23 protein-coding genes are annotated in these 25,569 nt (G+C 68.9%); 7 read left to right on the top strand and 16 right to left on the bottom strand.

Going from position 1 to position 25,569, the window contains the following annotated elements; all coding sequences use genetic code 11:
- Positions 1 to 37: 37 nt before the first annotated feature.
- Together ACODSY_RS09705 and ACODSY_RS09700 are read left to right on the top strand one after the other, a co-directional pair.
- Positions 38 to 1,066: an alpha/beta fold hydrolase gene (locus tag ACODSY_RS09705; protein ID WP_488951520.1), complete on the top strand. Its 1,029-nt coding sequence runs from the start codon at positions 38 to 40 to the stop codon at positions 1,064 to 1,066.
- A 60-nt stretch (positions 1,067 to 1,126) separates the two neighbouring features.
- Positions 1,127 to 2,203 (top strand): Glu/Leu/Phe/Val dehydrogenase dimerization domain-containing protein, encoded by a 1,077-nt coding sequence (locus ACODSY_RS09700; protein ID WP_488951519.1) that lies wholly within the window; start codon positions 1,127 to 1,129, stop codon positions 2,201 to 2,203.
- Here ACODSY_RS09700 and ACODSY_RS09695 read toward each other — a convergent pair.
- The 10 genes from ACODSY_RS09695 to ACODSY_RS09650 all read right to left on the bottom strand — a co-directional run bounded on the left by ACODSY_RS09695 (position 2,200) and on the right by ACODSY_RS09650 (position 13,001).
- On the bottom strand, positions 2,200 to 2,502 hold the full coding sequence (locus ACODSY_RS09695; RefSeq protein WP_488951518.1) for a hypothetical protein: 303 nt from the start codon (positions 2,500 to 2,502) through the stop codon (positions 2,200 to 2,202). The genes ACODSY_RS09700 and ACODSY_RS09695 overlap by 4 nt on opposite strands.
- Positions 2,499 to 3,896, bottom strand: coding sequence for a radical SAM protein (locus ACODSY_RS09690; RefSeq protein WP_488951517.1), 1,398 nt, complete (start codon positions 3,894 to 3,896; stop codon positions 2,499 to 2,501). Before ACODSY_RS09690 ends, ACODSY_RS09695 begins: the two co-directional genes overlap by 4 nt.
- Positions 3,844 to 4,611 (bottom strand): prolipoprotein diacylglyceryl transferase family protein, encoded by a 768-nt coding sequence (locus ACODSY_RS09685; RefSeq protein ID WP_488951516.1) that lies wholly within the window; start codon positions 4,609 to 4,611, stop codon positions 3,844 to 3,846. The genes ACODSY_RS09690 and ACODSY_RS09685 overlap by 53 nt, the downstream gene beginning before the upstream one ends.
- 39 nt (positions 4,612 to 4,650) lie before the next feature.
- Positions 4,651 to 5,949 (bottom strand): ammonium transporter, encoded by a 1,299-nt coding sequence (locus ACODSY_RS09680; RefSeq protein ID WP_488951515.1) that lies wholly within the window; start codon positions 5,947 to 5,949, stop codon positions 4,651 to 4,653.
- A gap of 188 nt (positions 5,950 to 6,137) precedes the next feature.
- The gene (locus ACODSY_RS09675) at positions 6,138 to 6,707 is read right to left on the bottom strand and encodes a GNAT family N-acetyltransferase (RefSeq protein WP_488951514.1); all 570 of its coding nucleotides are present in this window, start codon (positions 6,705 to 6,707) and stop codon (positions 6,138 to 6,140) included.
- A 219-nt stretch (positions 6,708 to 6,926) separates the two neighbouring features.
- Positions 6,927 to 8,090: a sensor histidine kinase gene (locus tag ACODSY_RS09670; protein WP_488951513.1), complete on the bottom strand. Its 1,164-nt coding sequence runs from the start codon at positions 8,088 to 8,090 to the stop codon at positions 6,927 to 6,929.
- Positions 8,087 to 9,589: an ATPase domain-containing protein gene (locus ACODSY_RS09665; RefSeq protein WP_488951512.1), complete on the bottom strand. Its 1,503-nt coding sequence runs from the start codon at positions 9,587 to 9,589 to the stop codon at positions 8,087 to 8,089. Before ACODSY_RS09665 ends, ACODSY_RS09670 begins: the two co-directional genes overlap by 4 nt.
- 89 nt (positions 9,590 to 9,678) lie before the next feature.
- Positions 9,679 to 11,013: an MFS transporter gene (locus ACODSY_RS09660; protein ID WP_488951511.1), complete on the bottom strand. Its 1,335-nt coding sequence runs from the start codon at positions 11,011 to 11,013 to the stop codon at positions 9,679 to 9,681.
- Positions 11,014 to 11,176: 163 nt separating this feature from the next.
- Positions 11,177 to 12,328: a hypothetical protein gene (locus tag ACODSY_RS09655; protein WP_488951510.1), complete on the bottom strand. Its 1,152-nt coding sequence runs from the start codon at positions 12,326 to 12,328 to the stop codon at positions 11,177 to 11,179.
- A 148-nt stretch (positions 12,329 to 12,476) separates the two neighbouring features.
- Entirely contained in the window at positions 12,477 to 13,001 is a 525-nt protein-coding gene (locus tag ACODSY_RS09650; protein WP_488951509.1) for a VOC family protein, read from the bottom strand.
- Between the two features lie 171 nt (positions 13,002 to 13,172).
- On the opposite strand from ACODSY_RS09650, the gene ACODSY_RS09645 reads away from it, so the two are divergent.
- The 3 genes from ACODSY_RS09645 to ACODSY_RS09635 all read left to right on the top strand — a co-directional run bounded on the left by ACODSY_RS09645 (position 13,173) and on the right by ACODSY_RS09635 (position 17,374).
- Positions 13,173 to 13,631, top strand: coding sequence for a MarR family winged helix-turn-helix transcriptional regulator (locus tag ACODSY_RS09645; RefSeq protein WP_488951508.1), 459 nt, complete (start codon positions 13,173 to 13,175; stop codon positions 13,629 to 13,631).
- 185 nt (positions 13,632 to 13,816) lie between these two features.
- Positions 13,817 to 16,021 carry a TonB-dependent receptor gene (locus tag ACODSY_RS09640; protein WP_488951507.1) on the top strand — a complete coding sequence of 735 codons (2,205 nt, stop codon included), beginning with the start codon at positions 13,817 to 13,819 and terminating at the stop codon, positions 16,019 to 16,021.
- On the top strand, positions 16,022 to 17,374 hold the full coding sequence (locus tag ACODSY_RS09635) for a spinster family MFS transporter (protein WP_488951506.1): 1,353 nt from the start codon (positions 16,022 to 16,024) through the stop codon (positions 17,372 to 17,374).
- A 12-nt stretch (positions 17,375 to 17,386) separates the two neighbouring features.
- On the opposite strand, the gene ACODSY_RS09630 is transcribed toward ACODSY_RS09635, so the two are convergent.
- From ACODSY_RS09630 to ACODSY_RS09620, 3 genes are read right to left on the bottom strand one after another with little or no spacing between them, the layout of a single operon-like run.
- On the bottom strand, positions 17,387 to 17,989 hold the full coding sequence (locus ACODSY_RS09630; RefSeq protein WP_488951505.1) for a DUF6134 family protein: 603 nt from the start codon (positions 17,987 to 17,989) through the stop codon (positions 17,387 to 17,389).
- Between the two features lie 55 nt (positions 17,990 to 18,044).
- The gene (locus tag ACODSY_RS09625) at positions 18,045 to 18,191 is read right to left on the bottom strand and encodes a hypothetical protein (RefSeq protein ID WP_488951504.1); all 147 of its coding nucleotides are present in this window, start codon (positions 18,189 to 18,191) and stop codon (positions 18,045 to 18,047) included.
- A gap of 34 nt (positions 18,192 to 18,225) precedes the next feature.
- On the bottom strand, positions 18,226 to 19,104 hold the full coding sequence (locus ACODSY_RS09620) for a transglutaminase family protein (RefSeq protein ID WP_488951503.1): 879 nt from the start codon (positions 19,102 to 19,104) through the stop codon (positions 18,226 to 18,228).
- Positions 19,105 to 19,178: 74 nt separating this feature from the next.
- Between ACODSY_RS09620 and ACODSY_RS09615 the strand changes: the two genes are divergently transcribed.
- A complete protein-coding gene (locus ACODSY_RS09615; protein ID WP_488951502.1) occupies positions 19,179 to 20,771 on the top strand; it encodes a phytoene desaturase family protein in 1,593 nt (530 codons plus the stop codon).
- Between the two features lie 124 nt (positions 20,772 to 20,895).
- On the opposite strand, the gene ACODSY_RS09610 is transcribed toward ACODSY_RS09615, so the two are convergent.
- On the bottom strand, positions 20,896 to 22,026 hold the full coding sequence (locus ACODSY_RS09610; RefSeq protein WP_488951501.1) for a hypothetical protein: 1,131 nt from the start codon (positions 22,024 to 22,026) through the stop codon (positions 20,896 to 20,898).
- 278 nt (positions 22,027 to 22,304) lie between these two features.
- Here ACODSY_RS09610 and ACODSY_RS09605 point away from each other — a divergent pair, with 278 nt between their 5' ends.
- A complete protein-coding gene (locus ACODSY_RS09605; RefSeq protein ID WP_488951500.1) occupies positions 22,305 to 23,267 on the top strand; it encodes an AraC family transcriptional regulator in 963 nt (320 codons plus the stop codon).
- On the opposite strand, the gene ACODSY_RS09600 is transcribed toward ACODSY_RS09605, so the two are convergent.
- Positions 23,247 to 23,858 carry a PEPxxWA-CTERM sorting domain-containing protein gene (locus ACODSY_RS09600; protein WP_488951499.1) on the bottom strand — a complete coding sequence of 204 codons (612 nt, stop codon included), beginning with the start codon at positions 23,856 to 23,858 and terminating at the stop codon, positions 23,247 to 23,249. The two genes, ACODSY_RS09605 and ACODSY_RS09600, sit on opposite strands and share 21 nt — an antisense overlap.
- Before the next feature lie 169 nt (positions 23,859 to 24,027).
- Positions 24,028 to 25,554, bottom strand: a complete 1,527-nt coding sequence (locus tag ACODSY_RS09595) for a M20/M25/M40 family metallo-hydrolase (RefSeq protein ID WP_488951498.1) — start codon at positions 25,552 to 25,554, stop codon at positions 24,028 to 24,030.
- Between the last annotated feature and the right edge of the window lie 15 nt (positions 25,555 to 25,569).

Genomic DNA, 25,569 nt, shown 5'->3' with positions numbered 1-25,569 from the left:
TAGGGTTAATCGCCCACGGCTATAGTCTCTTCCCGACATGAAGCGCCTCGCCCTCGTCTTCCTGCTGTTCGCCCTTTCCGCCTGCACCCCCTTGCTGGTGCAGCAGGCGGGCACGCCTCCAGCCGGATTCCAGGGCGCGCATTTCGAGCCGGACTCGGTCGTCAGCTTTGACGGTGCGCGCCTCGGCCTTACCCGCTGGGACGCACAGGGCGAGCCCTGGGCCGTGGTCGTGGCCGCGCACGGCATGAACGACTACGCCAACGCTTTCCATTTCGCCGCCGAGGACTGGGCGAAGCAGGGTGTCACGACGATCGCCTACGACCAGCGCGGCTTCGGCCGCTCGCCGGGCCGCGGGATCTGGGCCGGCGATGACCTGATGATCGAGGATCTGCGCACGGTGACGGCGCTGGCGCGGGCGAAGTACCCCAAAGCCGTCATCACCGTGGTGGGCGAGAGCATGGGCGGCTCTGTCGCGGCCGCCGCGTTCGCCACCGACAATCCCCCCGCCGCCGACCGGTTGGTGCTGCTGTCGCCCGGCGTCTGGGGCTTCAAGTCGCAACCCCTTCCCAACAAGACCCTGCTGTGGCTGGCCGCCAACTTCACGGCCTCGAAGGTCTATACGCCGCCCCGCTGGGTCACCGACCGCATCTACCCCACCGACAATCGCGACGAGCTGATCGCGATGGGACGCGACCGGCTGATGATCTGGGGCGCCCGCTCCGACACTTTGTACGGCCTGGTGCGCCTCATGGACCGGGCCGCCAAGGACGTGGGCGAGGATCGGGTGCCGACGTTCTATCTGTACGGCGCTAACGACCAGATCATTCCCAAGAACGCCGCGTTCAAGGCGGTGAAGCGCCTGCGTCCGGGCGATCGCTCCGCCTACTACGCCGCCGGTCACCACCTGCTGACCCGCGACAAGCAGCGCGCAGTTGTGATCGCCGACGTCCTGGCCTTCATCCGCGATCCCGAAGGCCCGCTGCCCTCGACCGCGCCGCCGATCCCGGGCGCCGGCGTGAAATATGCCGGGCAAGCGGATGAGACACGTCGCTCAGGAGGGTTGTGATATGCCCCATACGCGCGTATTCCCCGCCAAATTCCTCCCCCAGGACATAGAGTTCACGGCATGACCTTGTTCGATTCTCCGGCCTTCGAGGGACATGAAGGCGTCCACGCTTTCTCGGACGAGAAGACCGGCCTGAAGGCGATCATCGCCGTGCACTCCACCGCTCGGGGCCCCGCCGCGGGCGGTTGCCGCATGTGGCCCTATCCCACGGCCGAGGATGCGCTCACCGACGCGCTGAAGCTGTCGCGGGCCATGTCCTACAAGAACGCCATGGCCGACCTTGAGCTGGGCGGCGGCAAGAGCGTGATCATCGGCGACAGCCGCACCCAGAAGACGCCGGCGCTGTTCGAGGCCTTCGGCCGGGCGGTCGAGGACCTCGGCGGGAAGTATTGGACGGCCGAGGACGTCGGCGTCTCGGTGGCCGACCTGACCCACGCCCGCAAGCACACCCGCTACGTCGCCGGCCTCGAAGGTCACGACGCCGCCTCTGGCGACCCCAGCCCGGTGACCGCCGAAGGCGTGTTCCGCGGCGTACGCCTCTGCGTTCAGCGCGCCCTCAAGCGCGACCTGCAGGGCGTCCGCGTAGCGATCCAGGGCGTCGGGAACGTCGGCGGCTACCTCGCCCAGAAGCTGCACGCCGCGGGCGCCAAGCTGGTGCTGACCGATGTGAACGCCGAAACCCTGCGCCGCGTGGCGGCCGCGACCGACGCCGAGATCGTGGCGCCCAGCGCCATCTTCGACGCCGACGTCGACGTCTTCGCCCCATGCGCCCTGGGCGGCGCCATCAGCCTCGATACCCTGCCGCGTATCCGCGCCCGGATCATCGCCGGCGGCGCCAACAACCAGCTCGCCGACGTCGAAGCCGGCCGCGAGCTGTTCAACCGCGGCATCCTGTATGCCCCCGACTACGTCATCAACGGCGGCGGCATCATCAATGTCGCCGGCGAGATCCGCGCCCTGGAGCTGGGCGAGGCCTTCGATCCCGCATGGGTGGACGCCAAGCTCGACCGCCTGGCGCTGACGCTGGAGGAGGTCCTCGAACAGGCCCAGTCCGAGCGTCGTCCGACCCACGAAGTCGCCAACGAAATCGCTCGGGCGCGCATCGTCGGCGCAGCGAAGACTCGCGCGGCCGCCTAGGGGCCGTCCGGGCGCTCCGCGTCTTCCGACAGGTTGGTCGCGCCGACGATCGGAGCCGGCGCGCGCCGCAGCGCCCGGCCGCCGGCGAAGAGGCCGAAGCCGACCAGCGCCGGCACGCCGCCCAGGATGACCGGCATGATCACGAACGCCAGGTCCTCGCTGTTCGAAGACGTCAGGCCGCTGATCAGGAAGCCGATGAAGAACAGGGCGCCGCAGCCTCCGCAAAGCGCCATCATCAGGGCGCCCACCCCGATCAGGGCGGCGCCGAAAAACCTCTGGACCGCATTCGGTTCGCTCATCGCGCTTGCCCCCGCCGCAAGGCTCCGGCGCCCGCAGCGCCGGGCCGGTAGAAGGTGTTGAAGGTGTCGAACGGGATGATCGTCCCGTCCGGCTGGACGAAGTGGACGCAGGAGCGCTTCACCGCGCCCAGGTCGAAGTTGAAGCGGTCGAGGAACTGGCTGACCACCACGCGGAAGGTGTTCTCGTAGGCCACCTCCTGCGGCACGGCGGCCTCGGGCAGGCAGCAGAGCAGGCTGGCCAGCTTCTCCGAGGTGTCGCCCTGGGCGGTCGACAGCGACAGCAGCTCGAACACCTGCTTGCGCAGTTCAGGATAGCTCTCGAAGGTCACGGTGTTGGGCGCAGCGGCGACGAACAGGTCGCGGGGCAGCATCGCCGTCACCGGCTGCACCTGGGTCCCGTTCCGCAGGCCGTAGCCGATGCAGATCTGGTCCGGATTGCAGGGCAGGGGGATCAGGTCGTCCAGGGCGAAGACGCCGGCCTCGGCGATCGCGCGGCGCACCTCGGTCAGCACGATCCGGTGGCGCTTGGCGTCGAAGCCGTCGTTGCGGCCTGCGTCCTGGATGGGCTGGAACGTCACGCCCCGCACGCAGCGCCACTCCAGGGCGAAGCGGACGATGTCGGCGATCTCGTCGTCGTTCACGCCCTTCTTCAGAGTGACGACGAGGGTCGTGGAGATGCCGGCGCGCTCCAGCGCCTCCAGCGCCTCGATTCGCACGCGAGTCAGGTCGGCGCCACGCAACTCCATCAGGGCGTCGCGCTTCAGGCTGTCGAACTGCAGGTAGACCTCGAACCCCGGCATATAACCGGCCAGCCGCTCGGCGAACCCGACTTCGCGGGCGATACGCAGGCCGTTGGTGTTGATCATCAGGTGGCGGATCGGCCGCGCCTTGGCCGCGTCCAGGATTTCCCAGAACTGAGGGTGGATCGTGGGCTCGCCGCCGGAGATCTGCACAAGATCGGGCTCGCCCTCGGCCTCGACGATCACATCCAGCATCCGCTCGATCTCGGCCAGCGGCCGGTGCGCATCGCGCTTCACCGAACTGTCCGCGAAGCAGACGGGGCAGGACAGGTTGCAGGCCTCGTTAACCTCGATGATCGCCAGGCAGGAGTGCTGCTCATGGTCGGGGCAGAGGCCGCAGTCGTATGGGCAGCCATGGTCGGTGCGCGTCGCCACCGCAAGCGGCCGGTCGCCGGGCTTCAGCCAGTCGCGCTGCGACTTCCAGTAGCCGATGTCGTCGGCGATCAGGGTCTTCTGCACGCCGTGGTCGCGGCAGCGCTTGAGGTAGAAGACGGCTTCGCCTTCGCCGATCACCTTGGCGGGGACCAGTTCCAGGCAGGTCTCACACAGGCTCGTGGTCTGGCCCAGGAACAGGTACGGCGCGGTCTTGCGCAAGGTCGCGGCGGAGGCTTCCGCGGTAGAAGATCCATCCATAGGCGACGAGGGCTCCGCACAGCAGGTGGAACAGGTTAAGCGGCCCGATCAACGGCGGATAGGGCTTGAAGAATTCCCAACCGAAGCGGGTCGCGCCGTACCAGAGGCAAAGGGCATAGAAGCCGCGTCGCATCGCCCAGGGCCGGCGCCGCGCCAGCCCCTCGAGGTACGCCGCCAGGAAGACGGCCATCGCGAGGCTCTCGTAGGCCTGCACGGGATGCCGCCCGATACCGTCGCCGAGATCGACGGCCCAGGGCAAGGCGGTGGGTGAGCCATAGGTCCCGTCCGGCAGTCCGGCGAAGAGGCAGCCCCAACGGCCGATGACCACCCCTAGGGCGAAGGGGCCCACGAAGACGCCGCCGGTGGAGCCCTTCACGCCGCGCAGGGCCTTGTAGACTTCGACCCCGACGATCGCGCCGACCAGAGCGCCGACGATGCTGTGCGACAGCGCGGGCTGGGCTTGCTGCAGGCTGTTCAGCGATCCCGCGAGCCAGGCCCCGGGCAGGGCGCCAGCTACGAGCGCCGCGAAATAGCCGCCCCCCACCCTGCCGGCGACCTGCTCGGTCAGGCCCCTGAGCCGCCAGCGATAGAGGCCGATGCTGAGCGCCAGTCCGCCGCCCCAGGCGGCGAGGTCGAAGGCGATGTGCGCCCAGGTCGCGGTGGGGACGTGGATCATGCCGGAGGATCAGGCGCGCGGATTCGCCCGCGCTCAAGGTCAGCTCTGGTAGGCGCGCTCGCCGTGGCTGTGCATGTCGAGGCCGTCCTCGATGGCTTCCGGCGTGGCGCGCAGGCCGACGGTGACCTTGCAGAGGAACAGGATGGCGGCCGAGGCCAAGGCCGACCAGCCGCAGACCACCAGGGCGCCCAGCGCCTGCACGCCGAACTGGCGGCCGGCGTCCATGCCTTCGCCGTAGCCGGCGCCGCCCAGCGAGGTCGTCGCCAGGAACGCCACCAGCAGCGTCCCCAGCAGGCCGCCGACGCCGTGCACGGCAAAGACGTCCAGGCTGTCATCCAGCTTCAGGCGGTGCTTCACCAGATCGACGCAGTGGAAGCAGACGAGGCTGCCCAGGGCGCCCAGCACCACGCCGCCCACCGGCCCGATGAAGCCGGAGGCGGGCGTGACGGTGGCCAGGCCCGCGACCACGCCGGTGACGACGCCAATCATGCTGGCGCGCTTGAACTTGAGCTTCTCGATGAGGGCCCAGACCAGGCCGGCGGTCGCCGCCGACAGGTGGGTGGCCACCAGCGCCGAGCCGGCCGAGGCGTCGGCGGCCAGGGCGCTGCCGGCGTTGAAGCCGTACCAGCCCACCCACAGCATGCCGGCGCCCATCATGGTCATGCCCGGGTTGTGCGGCGGATGCAGGTCCTTGGGGTAGCCGTCCCGCGCGCCCAGCATCGCCACCGCGACCAGCGACGAGACGCCCGCCGTGGCGTGGACGACCAAGCCGCCCGCGTAGTCCATGACCTTCATCTGGGCCAGCCAGCCGCCGCCCCAGATCCAGTGGCAGACCGGCGCATAGACGAGCAGCAGCCAGAGGGCCGAGAACAGCAGCACCGCGCCGAACCGGATCCGCTCCACATAGGCGCCAACGATCAGGGCCGGCGTGATGATCGCGAAGGTCATCTGGAAGGCGAAGAACACCGTCTCGGGCAGGGTCCCCACCACGCCGGCCCGCGCATCGGGCAGGCCGAACTTGGCGAGGTCGCCGATCAACGGCGCGGCGCCGGAAAAGGCCAGGCTGTAGCCGCCCAGCAGCCAGATCACCGAGGCGACGCAGGCGATGGCGACGCAGTGCATCATCACCGACAGCGCGTTCTTGGCGCGCACCAGGCCGGCGTAGAACAGGGCGAGCCCGGGCAGGGTCATGAACAGCACCAGGGCCGTCGCCGCCAGGATCCAGGCCGTGTTCGACGGATCCGCGACAGGCGCCGCCGCCTGTGCCAGCGCAGGTCCCCCGAACGCCGCCAGACCCATCCCGATTGCCGAAGCGGCGAGCACTCGTGCGCGGCCCATGCGTCCATCCCCCGGCCGGCGCGCTTCGCGATTTTCCGCGATTTGCCTACGCGCCGTGCATGGTCTGCATAGGCAGCGGGCAAGATGCGCGACAACGGCCTATCGGATGGGCGCCGTGGGGGCGCGGCGTCCATCCGAGGTTTCGCCGAAATTATGGGCAAGCGGCGCCGAAATACTGCGCAAACGACCTAGCCCCGATCAGCCAGCCAGGCGTCCCGATCCAGCCGCCAGACCTGGCCGTCGGCCGGGCCGCTGACGTACTCACGCCGTTCGACGTCGACGAGCCTGGCGCCCTGCTTCTCCTTCACGCGGGCCGACGCGCGGTTGGCGACGGCGTTGGTGAGATACAGGAAGGGCCATTCCAGCACCCGGAACGCATAGGCCGTCACCGCCTGGGCGGCCTCGCTCATCAGGCCCTGGCCATGGAGCTCCGGATCGAGCCAGAAACCCCGCATGTCGCGCGTCTCGCCGTCGAAGGGCCACAGGTCGATGCGGCCGCGAAGGGTGTCGTCGCCCTTCAGCGTGATCGCCCAGTAGAACCGTTCGCCTTTGGCGCGCTTCTCCAGGCTGTCGGCCATGTTGGTCGCCGCGCCGTCGGCGGGGTAGGGCCATGGGATGCCGGCGTGCAGCCAGCGGACCACCTCCCACTGGGGGAAGAGCCGCTGAACGGCGTCGATGTCGCGCTCGGCATAGGGCCGCAGCACCAGCCGCGCTGTCTCCAGCACGGGCGTCGGCGGCAGGGGTTGTCGAAAGATCATCTCCGGTTTCCTTGGGAAATGCCGGAGGCCGGGCGCGCCTTCCTGTCAGATCGTGGAGCCCGGCCGGTCCGGCGGGGCTCGTCTGGGAAGGCTAGGCCGCGTCAGCGCGAGCAACACCGTCCCGACGCCCCACGGGGGCGGCGGTCATACCCGACGGATTGTTGGCCTTCTGGCGAACCATGGGCGCGCTGTAGCACGGTCGCGCGGCGTCGCCCAGGTCTAGGCCGGCGGGGAGAGGTCCATCCCCGGCTCGGCCGTCGCCGGCCGGCGGCGCGACGACTTCGGCGGTTCCAGCGGCTCGGCGTCGCCGCCGTCGTGCAGCCGCGCGCGGATGGTGCAGACGACGCCGTCGATCGGATAGTCGATGCGCACCTCGCCGTTCAGGTCCGCCGCCAGCCCTCGCTCGATCAGCCGCGTGCCGAAACCGGCGCGGCTGGGCGGGGAGACGCGCGGGCCGTCGATCTCCCGCCACGTGGCCGTCAATTCCCGCGCCCCGCGGCCCTTCAGGAGATTCCAGGTGAAATCGATGTGGCCGTCGGACGTCGAGAGGGCCCCGTACTTGACGGCGTTGGTGGCGAGCTCATGCAGCGCGAGCGCGATCGCGATAGCGGTCTTGGGCTCGAGGCGCACCTTTGGTCCCTGGGTGCGGATACGGCTTTCGCCGAGGCCGAGACGGAACGGCTGCAGCGCCTGGGCGACGATCTCGTCCAGGTCGGCCCCCGACCATTGCTCGTTGGTCAAGACGTCGTGGGCCTTGCTGAGCGCCACGATCCGCGCCGTGAGGGTGTCCCGCGTCGACAGCGGCGCCCCGCCGCTCCGCAGCGTCTGCGTCGTGATCGACTGGACCGTGGCGAGCGTGTTCTTCACGCGGTGGTTCAGTTCGTTGATCAGCAGGCGCAGGTGCGACTGATCCCGCTGCTGCCGGGCGACGGCGGCGCGAAGCGTCTCAAGGCGTTCCCGCGCCTCATACTGCCGGCGTCGCCCTCGCAGCGCGGTCTGGACGACGCTGACCAGGGTCGTCGGGTGGAACGGCCGTTCAAGGAACGTCACGTTCCCCAGGGCGCGGCTGTAGCGTTCGGCCGCCGGGTTGCGTTCGAGACCGCCGCCGCGCTGGGCGAGGATGATGATGGGCAGGTCGGACCACGGCGGCTGCCCTTCGACCCAGCGGGCGAGGGGGCTGTAGTCCTCGTCCTGCAGCACCTCCTCGACGATCAGCACCACGCCGGCGCCATCCTCGCACTCCCGCCGCACGCCGGGCAGGTCGGTGCAGATGCTGGCGGCAAGCTCCGCCTGCCGCAGGACGGTGGCGGCGACGGACGCGTCGCGTCCGTACGGGGCCAGGATCAGCGCCCGTTCGGAGCCGGAAGCGGCGCCTTCGGTCATTTCGGCGGGCCGCCCATCAGGCCGGACTGCTCGCCAACGAAGTGAGGCACGCCGCGCAGCACGCCCTGGAACTGGGTGAGCGGCGCGCCGAGCGTGACGCCATGTTCGTCGATGTCGTACTCACGGATGGTCCGTTCGTGCTCGCCCGCACGCTTCTTGACGACAGAGATGGCGCGCCGGACCTTGCCCATGGCCTCGAAGTAGCGAAGCAACAGGACGGTGTCTGCCAAGTAGGTGACATCCACGGGCGACTTCATCTCGCCCACCAGTCCGTGCTGCGCGACCGTCAGGAAGGTCGTGGCGCCCTGGCGGTTTAGGAACTGCAGCAGCTCGTGGATGTGCAGCAGCAGGTAGTGTTCCTGAGGCATGGCGGCCTGGTAGCCATTGAGGCTGTCGATCACGACGGTTCGCGCCCCGGAACTGGCCACGCATTCGCGAACGCGGGCGGTGAACTCGCCGGGCGACATCTCGGCGGCGTCCACTTGCTCGATCAGCAGCTGGCCGCTCTCCTGCAACGCTTCCAGGTCGAGGCCGAACGTGCGGGTCCGCTCGATGAGCAGTCCGAGTTCCTCGTCGAAGATGAACAGCGCGGCCTTCTCGCCCCGCTTGATCGCCGCGACGGCGAACTGGAGGCTCAACAGCGACTTCCCGGTCCCGGCGGGACCCAGCACCAGGCAGGCGGTGCCGCGCTCAATGCCTCCGCCCAGAAGCTCGTCGAGGCCGGGGATGCCGCTGGGCAGGGGTGTGCGCCCGAAGTCCGTGCGATGTTCGCTGGAGACCAGGCGCGGGTACACTTCGAGTCCGCCGGTCTTGATGGTGAAGTCGTGGTAGCCGCCCCGGAACTTGCGGCCGCGGTACTTGGTGACGCGCACGCGCCGCCGCTCCGCGCCGTACTCCGGCGCCAGCTCTTCCAGCCGCACGACGCCATGCGCCACGCTGTGGACGGTCTTGTCGGAAATCTCCGCGGTCAGGTCGTCGAGCAGGACCACGGTGGCCCCGTGCTTGGCGAAGTAGTGCTTCAGGGACAGCACCTGCCGCCGATAGCGCAGCGACCCCTGCGCCAGCAGGCGGATTTCGGACAGGCTGTCGATGACGACGCGGCTCGGTCGCACCCGCTCGACGGCTTCGAGGATCATTCGGGTGGTTTCCCCGAGCTCGAGGTCCGACGAATACAGCAGGCTCTGCTGATGGGTCTCATCGAGCAGGTTCTCGGGAGGCGCCAGTTCGAAGATGTCGATCCCGTCCAGGGACCAGCCGTGCGAGGCCGCAGTGTCTCGCAGTTCCTCTTCGGTCTCGGACAGCGTCACGTAGAGCGTCCGCTCCCCGCGCGCAGCGCCCGCCATCAGGAAGCTGAGCGCGGCCGTCGTCTTGCCGGTGCCGGGGCTGCCTTCAAACAGGTAGACTCGGTCGCGCTTGAGTCCACCGCCAAGGATGTCGTCAAGGCCAGCGATTCCCGTAGCTGCATCGTCGGCATGCGTTGCCGCCGGAATCTGGTCCATCGCTCCTCGTCGATGCTTCGCGTCGCGGCCAAGCCGCTCCACCCCCGCAGGCTAATGCCTCGGGCCGCGCCAGGTTCCCATTTCGCTTGTTAAGACGGCAGGCGTCGTCGGGGGTCGCGCACCGCCAGCATGAGGATGACGAACGCCGCCGCCAGGAAGCCGAGCGAGGCCAGGAACACCACGTCGTAGCCGAACGCCTCGGCGACTAAGCCGCCGATCAAAGGCCCGGCCGTGGCGGTGATGCTCTCAGCGGTGGCCGACACGGCGATGCGCATCGGCAGGTCGTCGCGGTCGCCAAATTCGAGGATCATGGTTTGGGACGCCATCATGTAGCCGCTAAGCGAGGCTCCCAGCAGGGCGAAGGCCGCGAAGATCGGCATGGGCGAATGCATGTTGAGCAGCATGATCGTGGCTCCCACCCAGCCGGCGATCGAGGCGACAAGCACGGCTCGGAAGCCGACCTTGTCGCCCATGTAACCCCACAGCAGGTTCGAGACCGTGTCGGCGCCGAGGAAGGCGAACGACAGCAGCCCCAGCGTGGCCCCGTCATGTCCCAGCACCTTGCCCACGTAGAGAATGTAGAAGGGGGTCGCGATCCGCGCCGAGGTGGCCAGCATCTGCACGACCAGGAAGAAGCCGTAGGCCCTGTCCTGGGCGATCAGGGCGGGGAAGTCGCGAAGGCGGTCCCGGAACCTGGCCTGCGGCCGCGTGGTCGGCGGCTCGGGCTCTTTCAACAGGATCTGCAGGGCCCATAGGCCGGCGCTGGTCAGCAGGAAGGCGAAGACGAACGTCGTCGAATAGCCGTTTCCGAACAGGTTCGCGCCGATGAAGTACTTGCCCGCCACCCAGGCCAGGATCGCGGCGATCAGGCCGCCGGTGGCGTTGCGCCAGGCCTGCAGGCGCCCGCGCCGGCTGATCGGAATGACCTTGGACATCAGCAGGCTGAACACCACCCGCTGCGCGCCCATGAAGATGCCGAACATCAGGATGAAGAACAGCAGCGCCCAGACCAGCGGCTGGCCCGACAGGAACCAGCCGGCCAGCGCCATGCCCAGGATCGCGAGCCGGCCCAGGCTGCCCATCCAGATCGCGGCGGGCATCACCTTGGTGCGGTGCTCGACCTTCGTCGCGCCGAAGATCGGCGAGATCACGCCGCCCAACTGCTGCAGGGCCAGGCCAAGGCCCACGATCACGTTCGAGCCCGAGACGGCCAGCAGGTAGGCCGGCAGGAAGGTCGGGGCGTTGACCAGCCGGAAGCCGGTCATGCCCAGCATGCCGTGCAGATAGTTGCCGAGGTAGTTCCGCTTCAGGTTGTCCCAGACGAACTTCTCATAGGCCGCCTCGCGCGCGGCGAGGTCGCCCCCGCTGTCCCGGGCCGCCGCGACCAGCGTCTCCTCTTCGGTCTCGTCCAGCTTGGCGTCCAAACCTCAGCCCGCGGCGCGGGTCTTTGACGCCCGCGTCCCACGGCTCCCTCGCGCAGTGGAATTTTCGAAGGTCGGGTCTGAAAACGCCCGCCCTCGCCAATGCTAGGAGGATTTGCTGGAGGCGCAACGGCCTATCGTGGCCGGCCCGCACCGCGCGCCTGCGTTACGCTGGCTGCGGCTCAGCCAGCCCGTAGCGGCGCCACAGCAACACGAAGGCCGCGACGATTCCGACTAGCCCGACGAGGATCGGCGCAGCCATTGTGTGGCCCGCGGCGACGATCGCCGCGCCGAGGAGGCAGGCCAGACCGCAACCCAGGTCCCAGCCCGCCTCGGTGGCGACACTAAAGCGGAGCGGGCAAGGCGAGGCCTTGGCCAGGTTGTAGACCGGGGTCATCAGAGCCGGGACCCACAGGGCCGCGACCAGGGCGCCCATGGCGTTGGCCGTCACCGCCAGCCACGGCGATCCCACGCTGGCCGCGCGCAGTCCGAGCACGCCGACGGCCACGGCGAAGGCGATCGTGGCGGCGGTGCGGCCCTTGCCCGCGTCGATGTGACGGCCGATCGCCAGGCTGAAGGCGGCTCCGACCAAGGCGGCGAGGGCCAGCGCGCCGCCATAGGCCGTGAAGCTTTCGCCCAGGGAGGTGAACAGGGCGAGCTCCCAAACAAAGTAGTAGCCACCGGCGAAGAGCCCGTCGCAGGCCATCAGCCCCATGCCCGCCCAGGCGAATTTGAGACCTCCCGGCGCTTCTGGGGCCACCGTCACCTGCGGTCCGCCGATCAGCGGCAGGGCGGCGGCCGCCTGGATCACGGCGACGCCTGGGAACGCCACCCACGGTCCTTCCGCCGCCAGGACCCAGCCGCCCAGCAGCGGGGCGACGATACCGACGACCAGAGTGATCGCTTCGCGCGCGCCCACCTGACCGCCCCGGTGCTCATCGTCCCCGACGCTGGCGAAATAGGCGTGGTAGCTGGTCCAGTAGAGGACGCTGCCCACCGGCCCGATCAGCACGACGGCCAGAAGCGCCAGATCGACCCCCTGGACCAGGGGCAGGACCGGGAAGCTCGCCGCCTCCAGCACCGTGCCCCAGACAAGGGTGGCGCGCAGGCCGATGCGGCGGGCCAGGGGCAGGATGAAGGGGCGCAGCAGGAACCGGCCCGCATTCATCGCCGCCATGGCGACAAGCACCAGCGGCGCGGGCACGCCCGCATTGAGCAGGAAGACCAGGACGAAGACGCCGCCCGCGCCCTGGGCCAGCGCCTGGACGCCGGAATGCAGATTGAGGCGATTGATCGCCGCGTTGCCGAAGAAGCTCATGGAAGATCCGTGGACAGATGCGCATGGGGGCTCGCGTCCGCGCGATGGCGGCGGAGCCCGGGCGGGGCGGGACTTACGTCAGTCGCGCGTGCGTTCTGTACACATGTTGGAAGTTGCGCACGGCCGGCGAGCCGGCGCAACGGCGTCCTCAGACCTCGACGGTCGCGCCCCGCGGCGCGTGGGCGATGTCGCCTTCACCGAACACCTTCGTCGTCGCGGCGAACTCCATCATGATGCCGTTGGGATCCGTGAAATAGACCGAGCGGACGAAGACGCCCTCGTGCATCTCGCCGGCCACGCCCATGGGGCTGTCGTCGTGGTTCACGACCACCGGGATGTGCGGAACGCCGTGCTCCTGCAGCCGCGTCAGGCAGGCCGACAACTCACCTTCGGCCACGTTGAACGCCAGGTGGTTCATCGAGCCCACGGCGGTCTTTGACTCCTCGGGGAATTTCTTCACCGAGGCGATGCCCGGCGCGGCCGCCGGCGTTTCCGGCCACCAGAAGAAGGCCACTGACGCCCCCCCGCCGCAGTCGAAGAAGAAGTGCTGGCCGCCGTCGGGCAGGGCGACGGTCTTGAAGAGGGGCATCTCCAGCACCTCGGTGTAGAACTTCACCGTTTCCGCCATGTCGCGGCAGACGAGGGCCATGTGGTTGATGCCCGTGGTTTTCATTCTGGCTCTCCGGCCCTAGCGTTTCCGATCCCGCCCAAGGCTGGAGGGGCGCGCCAAATTCGTCAACCAAACTGATAAAATCAGCTACGGCCGCCGAGCGGCGAACCGCGTTGACGGGGCCCGCGTCACACCTACTGTGACACCCTTCGCCATCCGAGACAGCCGAATCCCATGATCGCCGCCGAGACCCTCCTGGTCCCCCTGATGAACGCGTTCCTTTGGTTCGACGACGGCCTGCAGAGCTACCTCCAGGCCCAGGGCTGGAACCAGGTCACGCGCTCGCAGTCGATGGTGATGGCGAACGTGGTCGTGGGGGTGAGCAAGCCGTCCGACATCGCGCGCAACCTCGGCCTCAGCCGCCAGTCGGTGCACACCACGATCATGCAGATGGTCAAGCTGGGCATGGTCGAACTGAACCATGACCCAGAGGACGGCCGCGCCTGGGTGGTGACGGTCAGCGAGAAGGGCCGGGCCATGGGCCGCGACGCCGACGACGCGATCGCCGCGCTGACCGCCGAGCTGCGCCGTCGGATCGGCTCGCGCAACGTCGACAACCTGATCAAGGCCTTCCGCGAGGAGTGGGGCGTGGCGCCCACGACCTGGCCGATGGCGACGCCCAAGAGCGCCTGAGATCAAAGGGCCCGACGCCAAGCCGGCGCGTCCGGCGCCGTAGCGTCATCTGTGGCAAGTTTGTCAGCTTAGATGACGAAGTAGTACCTAAAGTTGTCAACTGGATTGACAAAAAACAGCCGTGGCCGGACCCAGGGCGCAAGGCCCTCGACGGCCAAGCGACAAGACTTTCGGGAGGACTGACCATGAGCCGCAAGGCGACCCACACACTCTTTGCGTCCGCCGCAGCCCTGGCCCTTTGCGCCGGGATCGCCGCCCCGGCCTTCGCGGCCGACGGGGCCGAAGCCGCCCAGGTGGGCGAGGTGGTCGTCACAGCCCAGAAGCGCGAGCAGAAGCTGCAGGATGTGCCGCTGGCGGTCTCGGCGTTCGGGACGGAGCAGTTGGAGGCCCAGTCGGTCCAGAGCCTGACGGACCTCTCGGCCAAGGCGCCCAACGTCGTCCTCGCGCCCGTGGGGGCCTATCCCTACGCGTCCGCCTTCTACATCCGTGGCCTGGGTTTCGCCGACGTGGAGTCGACCTTCGAGCCTGCGGTTGGCGTCGAGATGAATGGCGTCTACCTGGCCCGCAACAGCGGAGCCCTGCAGGACTTCTTCGACATCGAGTCCGTCGAGATCCTGCGCGGGCCGCAGGGCACGCTCTACGGCCGCAACACCATCGGCGGCGTGGTCAGCGTCCGCACGAAACAGGCCCGGCCGGGCGACGCCTTCAGCGGTGAGGTCCAGGGCACCGTAGGCGACCACGGCCGGCGCGAGGCGCGCGCAGCGCTCAACATCCCGTTGGGCGAGGTGTTCGCCGTCCGCGTGTCGGGCCTCTACAAGAACTACGACGGCTTCACCCGCAACGTGACGCGGAACGAGAAGCAGGGCGACAACGAGACCCTGTCGGGCCGCCTCACCCTCAGCTTCAAGCCCAGCGACAGCTTCGATGCCTCGCTGGTCGTGGACGGCGACCGCGAGCGAGGCTCGGGCGCGCCATTCCGCAATGCCGCCCTGCCCGGCAACGTCTACTACAACTTCAGCCCGGACACCGGCACGGCGACCCCGCTGTTCCCCGCCAACGGTTCGAACCCGAAGGACCCCTATACGGTCTACGGGAACACCCCGATCTTCGCCGACGTCGACACCTGGGGCCTGGCGCTGACCGCCAACTGGCATACGGCGATCGGCACCGTGACCAGCGTCGCCGGCTACCGCGAGTTCGACGACCGGGTGCAGAGCGACTACGACGCCAGCCCGGTCAACTTCTTCTACGCCCTGCGCGACCAGACGCACGATCAGTTCAGCCAGGAACTCCGGCTGGCGTCGGACGGCGGCGGCAAGGTCGACTACGTCCTGGGCGCGTACTACCTCGACCAGAGCTACGACATCACCAACGCCCAGGGCGGCGCCATCTACGGCACGGCCACGCCGGCCCAGATCGCCAGCCAGAAGAACACGGCCTACGCGCTGTTCGGGCAGGTCGACTTCCACGCCACCGAGGCCCTGACCGTGACCGCCGGCGGTCGCTACAGCTACGAGAAGAAGACCTTCACCAACCAGCCGCTCTTCTTCCCGACCAGCCGCACCTACAAGGACCACTGGGACAATTTCTCCCCGAAGGTCGGCCTGAACTACAAGTTCAGCGACACGGTGATGGGCTACGCGAGCTGGTCCAAGGGCTTCCGCAGCGGCGGTTACAACGGCCGCGCCGCGTCCTTCACCTCGGCCGGCCCCTACGACGCCGAGACGGTCAGCAGCTTTGAGGCCGGCGTGAAGACCGAGCTGTTCGAGCGCCGCCTGCGCCTGAACGGGGCGGTGTTCCACTCGACCTACAAGGACATGCAGGTCGGCACGCAGGGTCTCACCAGTGGCGGTGTCTACGAGTCGATCGTCACCAACGCGGGCAAGGCCAAGTTCGACGGCGTCGAGGCCGAAGCCCTGTGGGTGGTGGGCGGCGGCTGGCGGATCAACGCCAACGTCTCCTACCTGGACGCCCGCTTCGTCTCGAACTTCACCGACTTCACCAGCGACGGCATCAACAACCCCACCGACAACAGCGACCTGCCGCTCAGCTATGCGCCGGAATGGTCGGGCAGCCTCGGAGTGAACTACACCCGCGACCTGTCGTTCGGCGCTCTCACCTTCGCGGCCAACGCCGTCTACATGGACGACATCTACACTTCGGGTGGCGTGCTCAACCGAACGTCCGACGTCCAGGTGCGCCCGGAGAATACCCTGTTCGACGCCACCCTGGCGATCGAGACGGAGAACGGTCTGCGCGTCGCGCTGTGGGGCAAGAACCTCTCGGACAAGAAGGTGATCAACAACACCTTCGGTCTGGGCGCGCTGGGGAACCTGCGCATCTACCAGCCGCCGCGCACCTGGGGCCTCGACGTCGGCTACAGGTTCTAGGTGGCGCGCGAGCCTCGCGCCGTTCGGGAGCCCACCGCCGCGGACCGGCGGTGGGCGCTCGTCGTCCTGCTGGCCATCTCCACCGTGGCCTTCATCGACCGTTCGATCCTCAACACCGTCGGGCAGGCGATCAAGGACGACCTGAAGGTCTCCGACCTTCAGCTGGGGCTTCTGGGCGGCGCGGCCTTTGCCGTGCTGCACGGCCTGCTGGCCATCCCCGTGGCCCGCTGGGCCGAGCACCGGAGCCGGGTGGCGATCATCAGCCTGGCCGTGGCGGTCTGGTCGGCCATGACGGCGCTGAGCGGTTTCGCCGGAACTTTCGCGCACCTATTGCTCGCCCGCATCGGCGTGGGTGTCGGAGAGGCGGGCGCCGGGGCGCCCTCCCAGTCTCTCCTGTCGGACTACTACCCGCCCGAGAAACGCGCCTCCGCCTTCAGCATCCTGGGCCTGGCGACGCCGCTGGGCATCGTGCTGGGCGGCCTGGGCGGCGCGGTCGTGGCGCAGCAGTTCGGCTGGCGCGCGGCCTTCCTCATCGTCGGCCTGCCCGGCCTGCTCATCGCGCTGCTGGCCTGGCTCACGGTGAAGGAGCCGCCGCGCGGCTTCTCCGAGGGACGGCGCGACCTCGATCCGCCGCCGCCGTTGTCGTCGGTGCTGCAGCGCCTGGGCGGCAGCCGCGCCTTTCGCCACATTCTGGTCGCCGCGGTGATCGTGAACTTCGTCGGCTTCAGCGGCATGAGCTTCCTGCACCCGTTCATGGTGCGGACCTTCAACGTGGACTACACGACCGCCGCCCTCGCCTTCGTGATCGTCAACTCGATCTCGCTCGCCGGCGGCTACCTGATGGGCGGCCTGATCACCGACCGGCTCGTGAAGAGCGATGTGCGCTGGTACGCCTGGGCGCCGGCGATCGGCATGGCCCTGGCCGCGCCCGCCTACATTCTGGGCTTCGTCCAGACCCAATGGATCGCCGCCATCCTGGTGCTCATCCTCCCGGGGCTGTTCTCCGGCATCTACTTCGGGCCGACCTTCGCGGTGACCCACAATCTGGTCGAGCCCCGGATGCGCGCCTCCGCGACGGCGCTCTTGTCGGTGGTGATGAGCCTGGTCGGCATGACCACGGGGCCGGTGGTCACAGGTTGGCTGAGCGATCTGTTCGCCGCCAACGCCTTCGCGGTGGGCGATTACGCGACAGCCTGCAAGGCGCCCGCGGCCGACGTCGCCGACGCCTGCCGCTCGGCCTCCGCCGTCGGGATCCGCAATGCCCTGGTCGCGATCGTGACGCTCTTCTGGTGGGCGTCGCTGCACTACCTGCTGGCGGCGCGGACTCTTCGCACCGAACTCGCGTCGCGCTGAGGCCTTGGCCGGCTAGATCCGCCGGTATTCCATCTTCGAACCGTCCTCCAGCTTGCCCTTCAGGGCCAGCCAGTTCCCGGAGCCGTCATAGAAGTCGTCGATCTCGGCCTCGCCGCGGATCTGCCAGTGGCCGGGCTTTACCTTGGCGCAGACCACCTTCAGCATCTTGGCTTCCTGCTGGTTGAACAGCGGTTTGCCGAAGCTGGCCTGGTTCCAGTGGCTGAGCGGCACGGCGTCGGCCGGCCCGCGCACCGCGCCCTTGGGCCCAGTGATCTGCACATAACCCGGCATCGCGCGCGCCGAGGTCTTCTGGATCTTGCCATTGCCGTTGGTCGTGGCGTCGATGCTGACGAACTTGCCGCTCGCCCAGCGCTCGACCGCATCGTGCCTGTATTTGTAGACCGGCACCGGCCCGACCTTCACCACCATGTCGACGTCGGTCGTGACGGTCTGGGCGCCTTCGTCGCCCGCGAAGGTCATCTGGTGCTCGCCGACCTTCGTGCCATTGCGGAAGACCTGGAAGGCGAGCTTAGCCGGCGCTGCCAGCGCCATGCCCGGGACTATCAGGCCGGCGCCGCCCATGATCAGCTCGCGCCGACGCACCATCAGGCTCATCTCGAAAGTTCCTCTACGCCCACGCGGGCAAATCTAGTGGCCTATACGCGCGCCGCTAGTGCCCCGGACGCGGCTTATAGCTGCGGGGCGCGCGGACGGGCAGCGGCTTCTCGGGCGGCTTCTGGCCGTGCTGCGGCGTCGCCGCCGATTTCATGAAAGGAGAGGCCTGGGCCCTGTCCTGTTGCTGGAAGCCGTGCGTCATCGACAGGTCCTCCTGTCCAGCCGGGATTGATGACTCATGCCGCCTCCTGAAGCGAATCGGCCGGACGCACATCCACGTGAACGCTCAGGCTCGTGGCGCCCGGGTCGCCGTAGATGGAGCCCGAGATCGGGGCGGCCTCCAGCGGGGTTCGCGCCACGGCCACGGGGATCAGGTCGCCGCTCTCGGCCAGGGCGTTCGTGGGGTCGAACTCGGTCCAGCCCAGCTCGGGCAGGAACACCTCGCACCAGGCATGGGTGGCGCCCGCGCCGCGTATGTCCCCATGGCCGGGGGAATACAGGTAGCCGGTGACGAACCGCGCCGCGTAGCCCAGCCGCCGCAGCGCCTCGACCAGCAGCCAGGCGAAATCACGGCAGGTCCCGGCGCCCAACTTCACGGTGTGCGAGGGCTCTTGGGCCGCGCCCAGGTCGCGAGGCTGATAGTCGAACTCGTCGTGGATCGTCTGGTTGAGCCGCAGCACGAAGTCGAGCGCGGGTTCGTGCGGACTGCCCACGTGGCCACGCAGCCATTTCAACAGATCGCTGTCGGCGTCCTCCGTCGCCGGCTCTATGAACGGGGCCAGCACCGCGCGGTCGCAGGGGGAATAGACGATGGGCGTCGCGGTCTGCGGGTCGTCCACCTTCAGGTCCGAGAGGTCGGCCGGGTAGCGCTCGATCACCAGCTCGCTGGTGATGGACAGCGCCGTCGAGTCCCCGCGCGGCGTGAAGCAGCACACCGAATTGCCCAGGGCGTCGTAGATCCAGCGCGTCTCGCCCGGCGGTGAGACGGTGAGCACGGCGTCTACAACCCGGATGGCGTGGCTATCGCGCGGTCGCAGCAGCAGGCGATGCTGGGCGAACGAGACCGGCCGCTCGTAACGGTAGAACGTCTCGTGGCGGATGCGCAGGCGGGTCATGCGGGCGGAACCGTTCGCGAAGGCTCCGGTTCCGCGCGGTTGCGGTGCAGCCTGTCGGTGTGCGAGCACAGGCCATGAGCGACGTGATCATCATCGGCGGCGGGCATAACGGCCTGACTTGCGCGGCGTACCTGGCGGCGAGCGGTCTGAAGGTGACGGTGCTGGAGCGGCGCGGCGTCGTGGGCGGCGCGGCGGTGACCGAGGAATTCCACCCCGGTTTCCGCAACTCGGTGGCCAGCTACACCGTCTCGCTGCTGAACCCGAAAGTCATACGCGACCTGGAGCTTCACCGGCATGGCTTGCAGGTGGTCGAACGGAAGATGGCCAACTTCCTGCCGTTGGACGGTGACCATTTCTTCGTCGGCGACGGCCGTACCCAGGCCGAGACCGCGCGGTTCTCGCAGAAGGACGCCGAGCGGCTGCCCGCCTACTGGGATCGCCTGGACGCCATCGCCGACGTCCTGCGCGAGCTGGTGATCCAGACGCCGCCCAACCTCGTCGAGGGTGGGCTCAAGGAGGCCATCCCCGAGCTGATCAAGAGCGCGGTCATCGGCCGCAAGCTTTCGAAGCTGGACCTTACCGCCAAGCGGGACCTGCTGGCGCTGTTCTCCCAGTCGGCCGGCGACTGGCTGGACGGCTGGTTCGAGAGCGACCCGATCAAGGCCGCCTACGGCTTCGACGGCGTCGTGGGCAACTACGCCAGCCCCTACACGCCCGGCTCGGCCTACGTGCTCCTGCACCACGTGTTCGGCGAGGTGAACGGCAAGAAGGGCGCGTGGGGCCACGCCATCGGCGGCATGGGCGCGATCACCCAGGCCATGGCCGCCTGCTGCCGTGAGCGCGGCGTGGAGATCCGCACCGACGTGACGGTGGCCGAGGTGCTGACCGAGAAGGGTCGCGCGACCGGCGTGGTCACGGCCGCCGGCGAGACCCTGAAGGCGCGCGCGGTCGTCTCGAACCTGCACCCGCAGCTGCTGTTCCAGAAGCTGGTCGACGCTGCCGTGCAGCCCAAGGACTTCTTGGAGCGGATCGACCGTTACCGTTCGGGCTCGGCGACCTTCCGCATGAACGTGGCCCTGTCCGAGCTGCCCAGTTTCACGGTCGCGCCCGGTCCTGGCGACCACATGACCGGGGGCATCATCATCGCCCCGACCATGGCCTATATGGAACGCGCCTACGATGACTGCCGCGCCCACGGCTGGTCGAAGGAACCGATCGTCGAGGCGCTGATCCCGTCCACGCTGGACGACAGCCTGGCGCCCCCCGGCCAGCACGTGGCCAGTCTGTTCTGCCAGCACGTGGCGCCACAGCTGCCGAATGGCCGCTCGTGGGACGACCATCGCGAGGAGGTGGCCGACCTGATGATCGCCACGGTGGAGAAGCATGCGCCGGGCTTCGCCAAGTCGGTGGTGGGCCGGCAGGTGCTGTCGCCGCTGGACCTCGAGCGTACGTTCGGACTCGTGAATGGCGACATCATGCACGGCCGGCTCAGCCTGGATCAGCTGTTCTCGGCGCGGCCGCTGCTGGGCGCCGGGGACTACCGCACACCGGTGAAGGGCCTCTACCAGTGCGGCGCGGGCACGCATCCGGGCGGCGGCGTCACCGGCGCGCCCGGCCACAACGCGGCCCACGAGGTGCTCAAGGACGCCCGGCGTCGGCGCATCTGACCCCGGGGCGCTGGAGCGCGTTGGGCGAAAGTGGAAGCCGGCTTCGCCCCTAAAACGCGCTCTAAATCAAAGAGATCGAGCCTGTTTATCGGGTTCAGATGATTTCATCTGAACCCGACAGGCTCTAGCGCGCCCGCCAGTGCGCCGCCACGAACTCGCGCAGGTCGCGGTAGGCCACGACCTCCATCTCGCGCAGGGCGGCCAGCTTCTCGGGCAGGCCACCGGCGTCGAAGCGGTCGCGCGCCTTGCGCACGGCCGCGGCATAGGCGGCGTAGCGGCCGGCGTCGCCGCTCAGCAACCGGTCGTCGTTGATCACCCTGAGCGCCAGGGCGGCCACGATCGCGCCGACCATCACCTCCAGCGCCAGCTTCACGTCGGTGTCCTGCGGGGTCTTGCCCGTCGCCAGCAGCACGCCCGCGACCACGCCTGTCACCACGCCGGCGGCCAGCAGCAGCTTGCCCAGGGTGCGAACCGTGGCCGCCCGCCGTCCCGGCGCTCCGAGGGAATCGCTCAATTTGCGCTCCACATAGTCGAGCTGTGAGTTGAGCCGCTGGCCCCGCAGCAGGGACAACAGGAGGTTCAGCTCCGCGGCGGGCGCTGGCGGGGAGGGCGGCGCCGTCCAGTCCGGAACCACCCAGGTCTCGTCGTCGCTCGCCGGGCCGGCGAGCTTGGGCACCTGCCCCGGCAGATCCTGAGGGTTGGGCAGGTAGGAGAGCATCCGGGCCCGGGCGACCTTCCATTCCCCCAGCGCCGCATCGTTGCTCATCGCGCGCGCCACGAGGTCCAGGTTGTTGGTCACCGACTGGAAGTACAGCGCCCGCACACGCTCGGCGCCGAAGCGCTGACCCAGCCAACGCGCCTTCGAATTCTCGCCGAACTCGTGGAGCGCGATCAGGCCCAGGGCTGTGATCGTCACGGCCGCGGCGGCCATTTCCATGTAGCGCTCGAAGCCCACCGCCAGCGGGGCAAGGACGGCCAGGACCAGCCCCAGGCCGGCCAGCGCCACCGAAAGCACGCCATAGCGCCGGTCGCGACGCCCGTGGCGCGTCGCGGGCGGATCATACTTGGCGAACAGCGCCCGCAACTCGGGCCAGTCGAGCACGCGCAGGCCGGTCGGGTGCCGGGCTCCCAACGCGCCGCGGGCCTCCTTGGTCAGCAGGACGTCGTCGTTGGTCCAGTCGGCCAGGGCATCCTGGAACAGGCCATGCCGCTCCTCTGGCCCCTCGACGGGCGCCTGTGCTCCGGCCGCTGTCATGCCCCGCCCCTTTTCGAACCCCCTGCGCCCCCCGGCGCGATAACGTCACTATAGCCAACTTGCGCCGGAGGCGTGCTTCCAAACACCCACCTCGCTGGATATGCTTGGTCATCAGTCAGAGGGCCCACACGGTGAACCAGCCGCGGAGCGAGTGGGCCCGTCGCGACCGGGACAGCGAGGCCGGGGCGTCGTGGTCCTGGGGACCTCACGAGTGGAGTTGGACTCCTTCGCGGGAGCCTCTCGGCCACCGTCTCAGCACCGCGCCCAGGTACGCGCGCATGAGCGTCGACACCGACCTCGTCCCGCCGGCCGAGCGATACGAGTTCTGGCGCAGCATCGTCTGGCCGGATTGGGACGGCGACGCGCCCACGGCGGCCCAGCGGCGAGACTTTCGCGCTCGGGCGCAGGGGCTGTTCTGCGGCGCGCGCACACTCGTGCTGTTCGAGTCCGATGCGACGTCCGGCGGCCGGGCCCAGCCGCCGCCCGGCGACCGCGGCGGCGCGCTGCACCTGGGCCTGGTCCTCAGCGGTCAACGACGCAGCCAGTCAGGCCGCGATCGCCCGCACATCGCCCAGGCTGGCGATCTCTATGCCTACGACCCGGATCAGGACGCCAAGGTCGCCTGGCCTCGCCGGCATCGGGGCGTGAACGTGATGATCCCCCGCGGCGCCCTCAACGAGATCTTCGGCGCAGACATCCCGCCGCCGACCGTTCTGTTGGGCGCCCTGTCGCGCAGCGCGCTGGCCCCTCTCGTCACCGCCCAGTTCCGCCTGCTGGCGCGCCAGGCGCCGCACTTCAACGACCTGGAGGCCGAGACCGCGCTGGGCGGCGTCATCGACCTGATCCTGACCGGCCTGCGCAGCGGTCGATCCGCCGTGGCCGAGGCCGCCGGGTCGGGCGACACCGCGCTGCTCGCGGCGGCGCGGCGCTACATCGACATCCATCTGTCGGAACGCGACCTCGACGCCGCCCGGATCGCTCAAGCTCTCGGCTGCTCGCGGGCGACCCTCTATCGCGCCTTCGCCGAGCGCGATCTCACGGTGGGAGCCGCGATCCGAGATATCCGGCTGGGCCGCTTCCGCGAGGCGCTGCGGCGCGGACGCCCCACGAGCATCGCCGCCGCCGCCGCCCAATGCGGCCTGAACGACGCGCGGACGGCGCGGCGGCTGTTCAAGAACGCCTACGGCCTGTCGCCCCGCGATTTTCAGAGCGCGGACGGCTCAGACGACAGCGTCGGGTAGCGCCCGCCGCCGGCGCAGCAGGCCGCCGGTCAGCGCAAAGCCGCTCAGCATCATCGCCCAGGTGGCGGGCTCGGGCACAACGGTGGGGTCGGTGCTTGTGGTCATGGTCCACACGCCGGGCGCGAAGGTGTTGCTGGCGCCGGACGACGGTGCGGATTGTGAAACGGAGTCCAACGATGCGTAGTCCAGAACCCCGCCGTAGACTCCGAATTGATTGACTGCGGTGTTGGAGGTGGTGAACGAGAAGTAGTCATCGCCAATCAGCGCATAGATGCTGACTTGCCAGTTGACGATCTCGCCTGCCGCGTTGGTGGCGAACCTCGCGCGGCTGAGATTGGGCGTGCTGAGCGCCATACCACCCACCGTCAGCGTCATCGACAGGGGGGTCGCCTCGCCGAAGAAGTTGGCGCCCAGCGGATCCTCCAGTTCGACGGTCCCGGTGACCCTATCGCCGAATTGGTAAGGCCCGACGCGGTAGATAAAATCGTTGCCGACATAGGTCAGGGTGGTTGTCGCCGCAGCGGATCCAGCAAGCGCCACGGCTGCGCCGAGGGTCGCGGCGCCAAGGGCCAGCGTCTTCAGAAAACTCATCGGTCTCTCCATGCGGTCTGGCGAACCGACACGGTGAGCCGGCGCGGTCAGCTTGCGCTGATGCCGGTGGGTCCGAGAGGACGCAGTGTATCAAATGCGGTCAGATCGTCTCACGCGGACGGTTTGCCCGAGAAGAACCGCGACTTGGGCGCCGTTCGCTGCGGCGCGTCTACCAGCTCAGGTCCGACAGCAGTCCTGCGTAGACCTCGATCCCGCCCCACAGCGCCTGCAGGGTGATGTTCTCGTTCACCGAGTGCTGGTTGTTGTCGTAGTTGGCGATGCTGACGCCCACCATCGGGACCTCCAGCGCATTGACGATCTTGGCCATGCCGGAGCTCGCGCCCACGATCGGCAGCCGCAGGACCGGATAGCCGACCGTCCGCCCGATCGAGGCCGAGACGGCCGCTGCCGCGGGCCCGTCCATCGGGGTCTTGGTGGCCTCGCTCTCGCCGTCCTCCCAGTTGATCCGCACCACCTTCGGGTTCGCGAGCCGGGTCGCGGCGTCAGGCGTGTCGCGGACGATCTTCCAGCCCTGCGAGGTCAGGTAGGCCTCGGTCTTCTCGCGCGCCCTCTGTGGCGTCATGCCAGGGGCCAGACGGATGTCGAACGAGGCTTCGGCCTCGGTGGCGATGGCGTTGGCGGCGTCGGGGCCGGTGTCGCCACCATGGATCGCCCGCACGTTGAAGGTCGGCGCCAGATAGCCGTCGGCCAGACGCGGCCCGCCGACGTTGCGGCCCAGGCCCAGGTTCTTCTTCAGGTCGGTCTCGACATCGGGCAGTCCCGCCAGCGCCGCCTTGTCCGCCGCCGACACCGGCGTCACGTCGTCGGCGAAGCCGGGGACCAGGATGCGCCCCTCGTCGTCGCGCAGGCTCATGACCAGCCCCGCGATCATCACCGTGGGGCTGGGCGCCCAGCTGCCGTAGTGGCCGTCGTGCAGAGGCCGGGTCGGACCGTAAACGGTCGCCTTGAAGCCCGCGATGCCGCGGTTGCCGAAGTTGATGATCTGCTTGCCTGACTGATGCATCGGCCCGTCGCCCATGATCAGCAGATCGCCCTTCAGCAGCGCCTTGTGCCGGGTGACCAGCGCCTCGAAGTGGGGCGAGCCCTGTTCCTCCTCGCCCTCCCAAAGGATCTTGATGTTCACCGATGGCTTGCGGCCCACCGACTTCAGCGCGTCGAGCGCGCTGAGCATGGCCTGAACCGAGGCCTTGTCGTCGCCGGTCGAGCGCGCGAACAGCCGCCATGCCGGGTCGAGGGGACCGGCGGCGCCTTGCCAGTCCACAGGCTTGGCCTCGGGCAGGGCGGTGCGCATCGACGGCTGGAACGGCGGCGTCATCCAGCCCTTCTGGCCGATCGGCTGGCCATCGTAGTGCGCGTAGAACACCACCGTCCGCTTCGTCCCCGGCGTCTTCAGCTCGCCGAACACCGATGGCGGTGTGCCGGGCTCCGCGGTCAGCAGCCGGGTCTCGAACCCGCGGGCCCTCAGCTGGTCCTGCAGGTAGGCGGCGTTGGCTTCCACGTCGGACACGGTGGTGGCGACGTTCGGCATCGACAGCAGCTTGATGAAGTCGCCGACGATCACCTTTTCGTTCGCCTGCCGCCACGCCCGCACCTGGGCCGTCGGGCTGGCCGCCTGGGCCGTCCCTGCCAGAGCCAGCGCCAGACCCAGTCCCGCCATCACGCCCCGAAACGCCATACGCTCAACTCCCTG

It is taken from the genome of Phenylobacterium sp. FG114 (assembly GCF_057809855.1).
This window is presented reverse-complemented; position numbering and strand designations above follow the sequence as displayed.

Bases quoted from the DNA above. Each gene is read 5' to 3' on its own strand.
- ACODSY_RS09705 (WP_488951520.1), top strand. From the start codon at position 38: ATGAAGCGCCTCGCCCTCGTCTTCCTGCTGTTCGCCCTTTCCGCCTGC.
- ACODSY_RS09700 (WP_488951519.1), top strand. From the start codon at position 1,127: ATGACCTTGTTCGATTCTCCGGCCTTCGAGGGACATGAAGGCGTCCAC.
- ACODSY_RS09695 (WP_488951518.1), bottom strand. From the start codon at position 2,502: ATGAGCGAACCGAATGCGGTCCAGAGGTTTTTCGGCGCCGCCCTGATC.
- ACODSY_RS09685 (WP_488951516.1), bottom strand. From the start codon at position 4,611: ATGATCCACGTCCCCACCGCGACCTGGGCGCACATCGCCTTCGACCTC.
- ACODSY_RS09680 (WP_488951515.1), bottom strand. From the start codon at position 5,949: ATGGGCCGCGCACGAGTGCTCGCCGCTTCGGCAATCGGGATGGGTCTG.
- ACODSY_RS09675 (WP_488951514.1), bottom strand. From the start codon at position 6,707: ATGATCTTTCGACAACCCCTGCCGCCGACGCCCGTGCTGGAGACAGCG.
- ACODSY_RS09670 (WP_488951513.1), bottom strand. From the start codon at position 8,090: ATGACCGAAGGCGCCGCTTCCGGCTCCGAACGGGCGCTGATCCTGGCC.
- ACODSY_RS09665 (WP_488951512.1), bottom strand. From the start codon at position 9,589: ATGGACCAGATTCCGGCGGCAACGCATGCCGACGATGCAGCTACGGGA.
- ACODSY_RS09655 (WP_488951510.1), bottom strand. From the start codon at position 12,328: ATGAGCTTCTTCGGCAACGCGGCGATCAATCGCCTCAATCTGCATTCC.
- ACODSY_RS09650 (WP_488951509.1), bottom strand. From the start codon at position 13,001: ATGAAAACCACGGGCATCAACCACATGGCCCTCGTCTGCCGCGACATG.
- ACODSY_RS09645 (WP_488951508.1), top strand. From the start codon at position 13,173: ATGATCGCCGCCGAGACCCTCCTGGTCCCCCTGATGAACGCGTTCCTT.
- ACODSY_RS09640 (WP_488951507.1), top strand. From the start codon at position 13,817: ATGAGCCGCAAGGCGACCCACACACTCTTTGCGTCCGCCGCAGCCCTG.
- ACODSY_RS09630 (WP_488951505.1), bottom strand. From the start codon at position 17,989: ATGAGCCTGATGGTGCGTCGGCGCGAGCTGATCATGGGCGGCGCCGGC.
- ACODSY_RS09625 (WP_488951504.1), bottom strand. From the start codon at position 18,191: ATGACGCACGGCTTCCAGCAACAGGACAGGGCCCAGGCCTCTCCTTTC.
- ACODSY_RS09620 (WP_488951503.1), bottom strand. From the start codon at position 19,104: ATGACCCGCCTGCGCATCCGCCACGAGACGTTCTACCGTTACGAGCGG.
- ACODSY_RS09615 (WP_488951502.1), top strand. From the start codon at position 19,179: ATGAGCGACGTGATCATCATCGGCGGCGGGCATAACGGCCTGACTTGC.
- ACODSY_RS09610 (WP_488951501.1), bottom strand. From the start codon at position 22,026: ATGACAGCGGCCGGAGCACAGGCGCCCGTCGAGGGGCCAGAGGAGCGG.
- ACODSY_RS09605 (WP_488951500.1), top strand. From the start codon at position 22,305: ATGAGCGTCGACACCGACCTCGTCCCGCCGGCCGAGCGATACGAGTTC.
- ACODSY_RS09600 (WP_488951499.1), bottom strand. From the start codon at position 23,858: ATGAGTTTTCTGAAGACGCTGGCCCTTGGCGCCGCGACCCTCGGCGCA.
- ACODSY_RS09595 (WP_488951498.1), bottom strand. From the start codon at position 25,554: ATGGCGTTTCGGGGCGTGATGGCGGGACTGGGTCTGGCGCTGGCTCTG.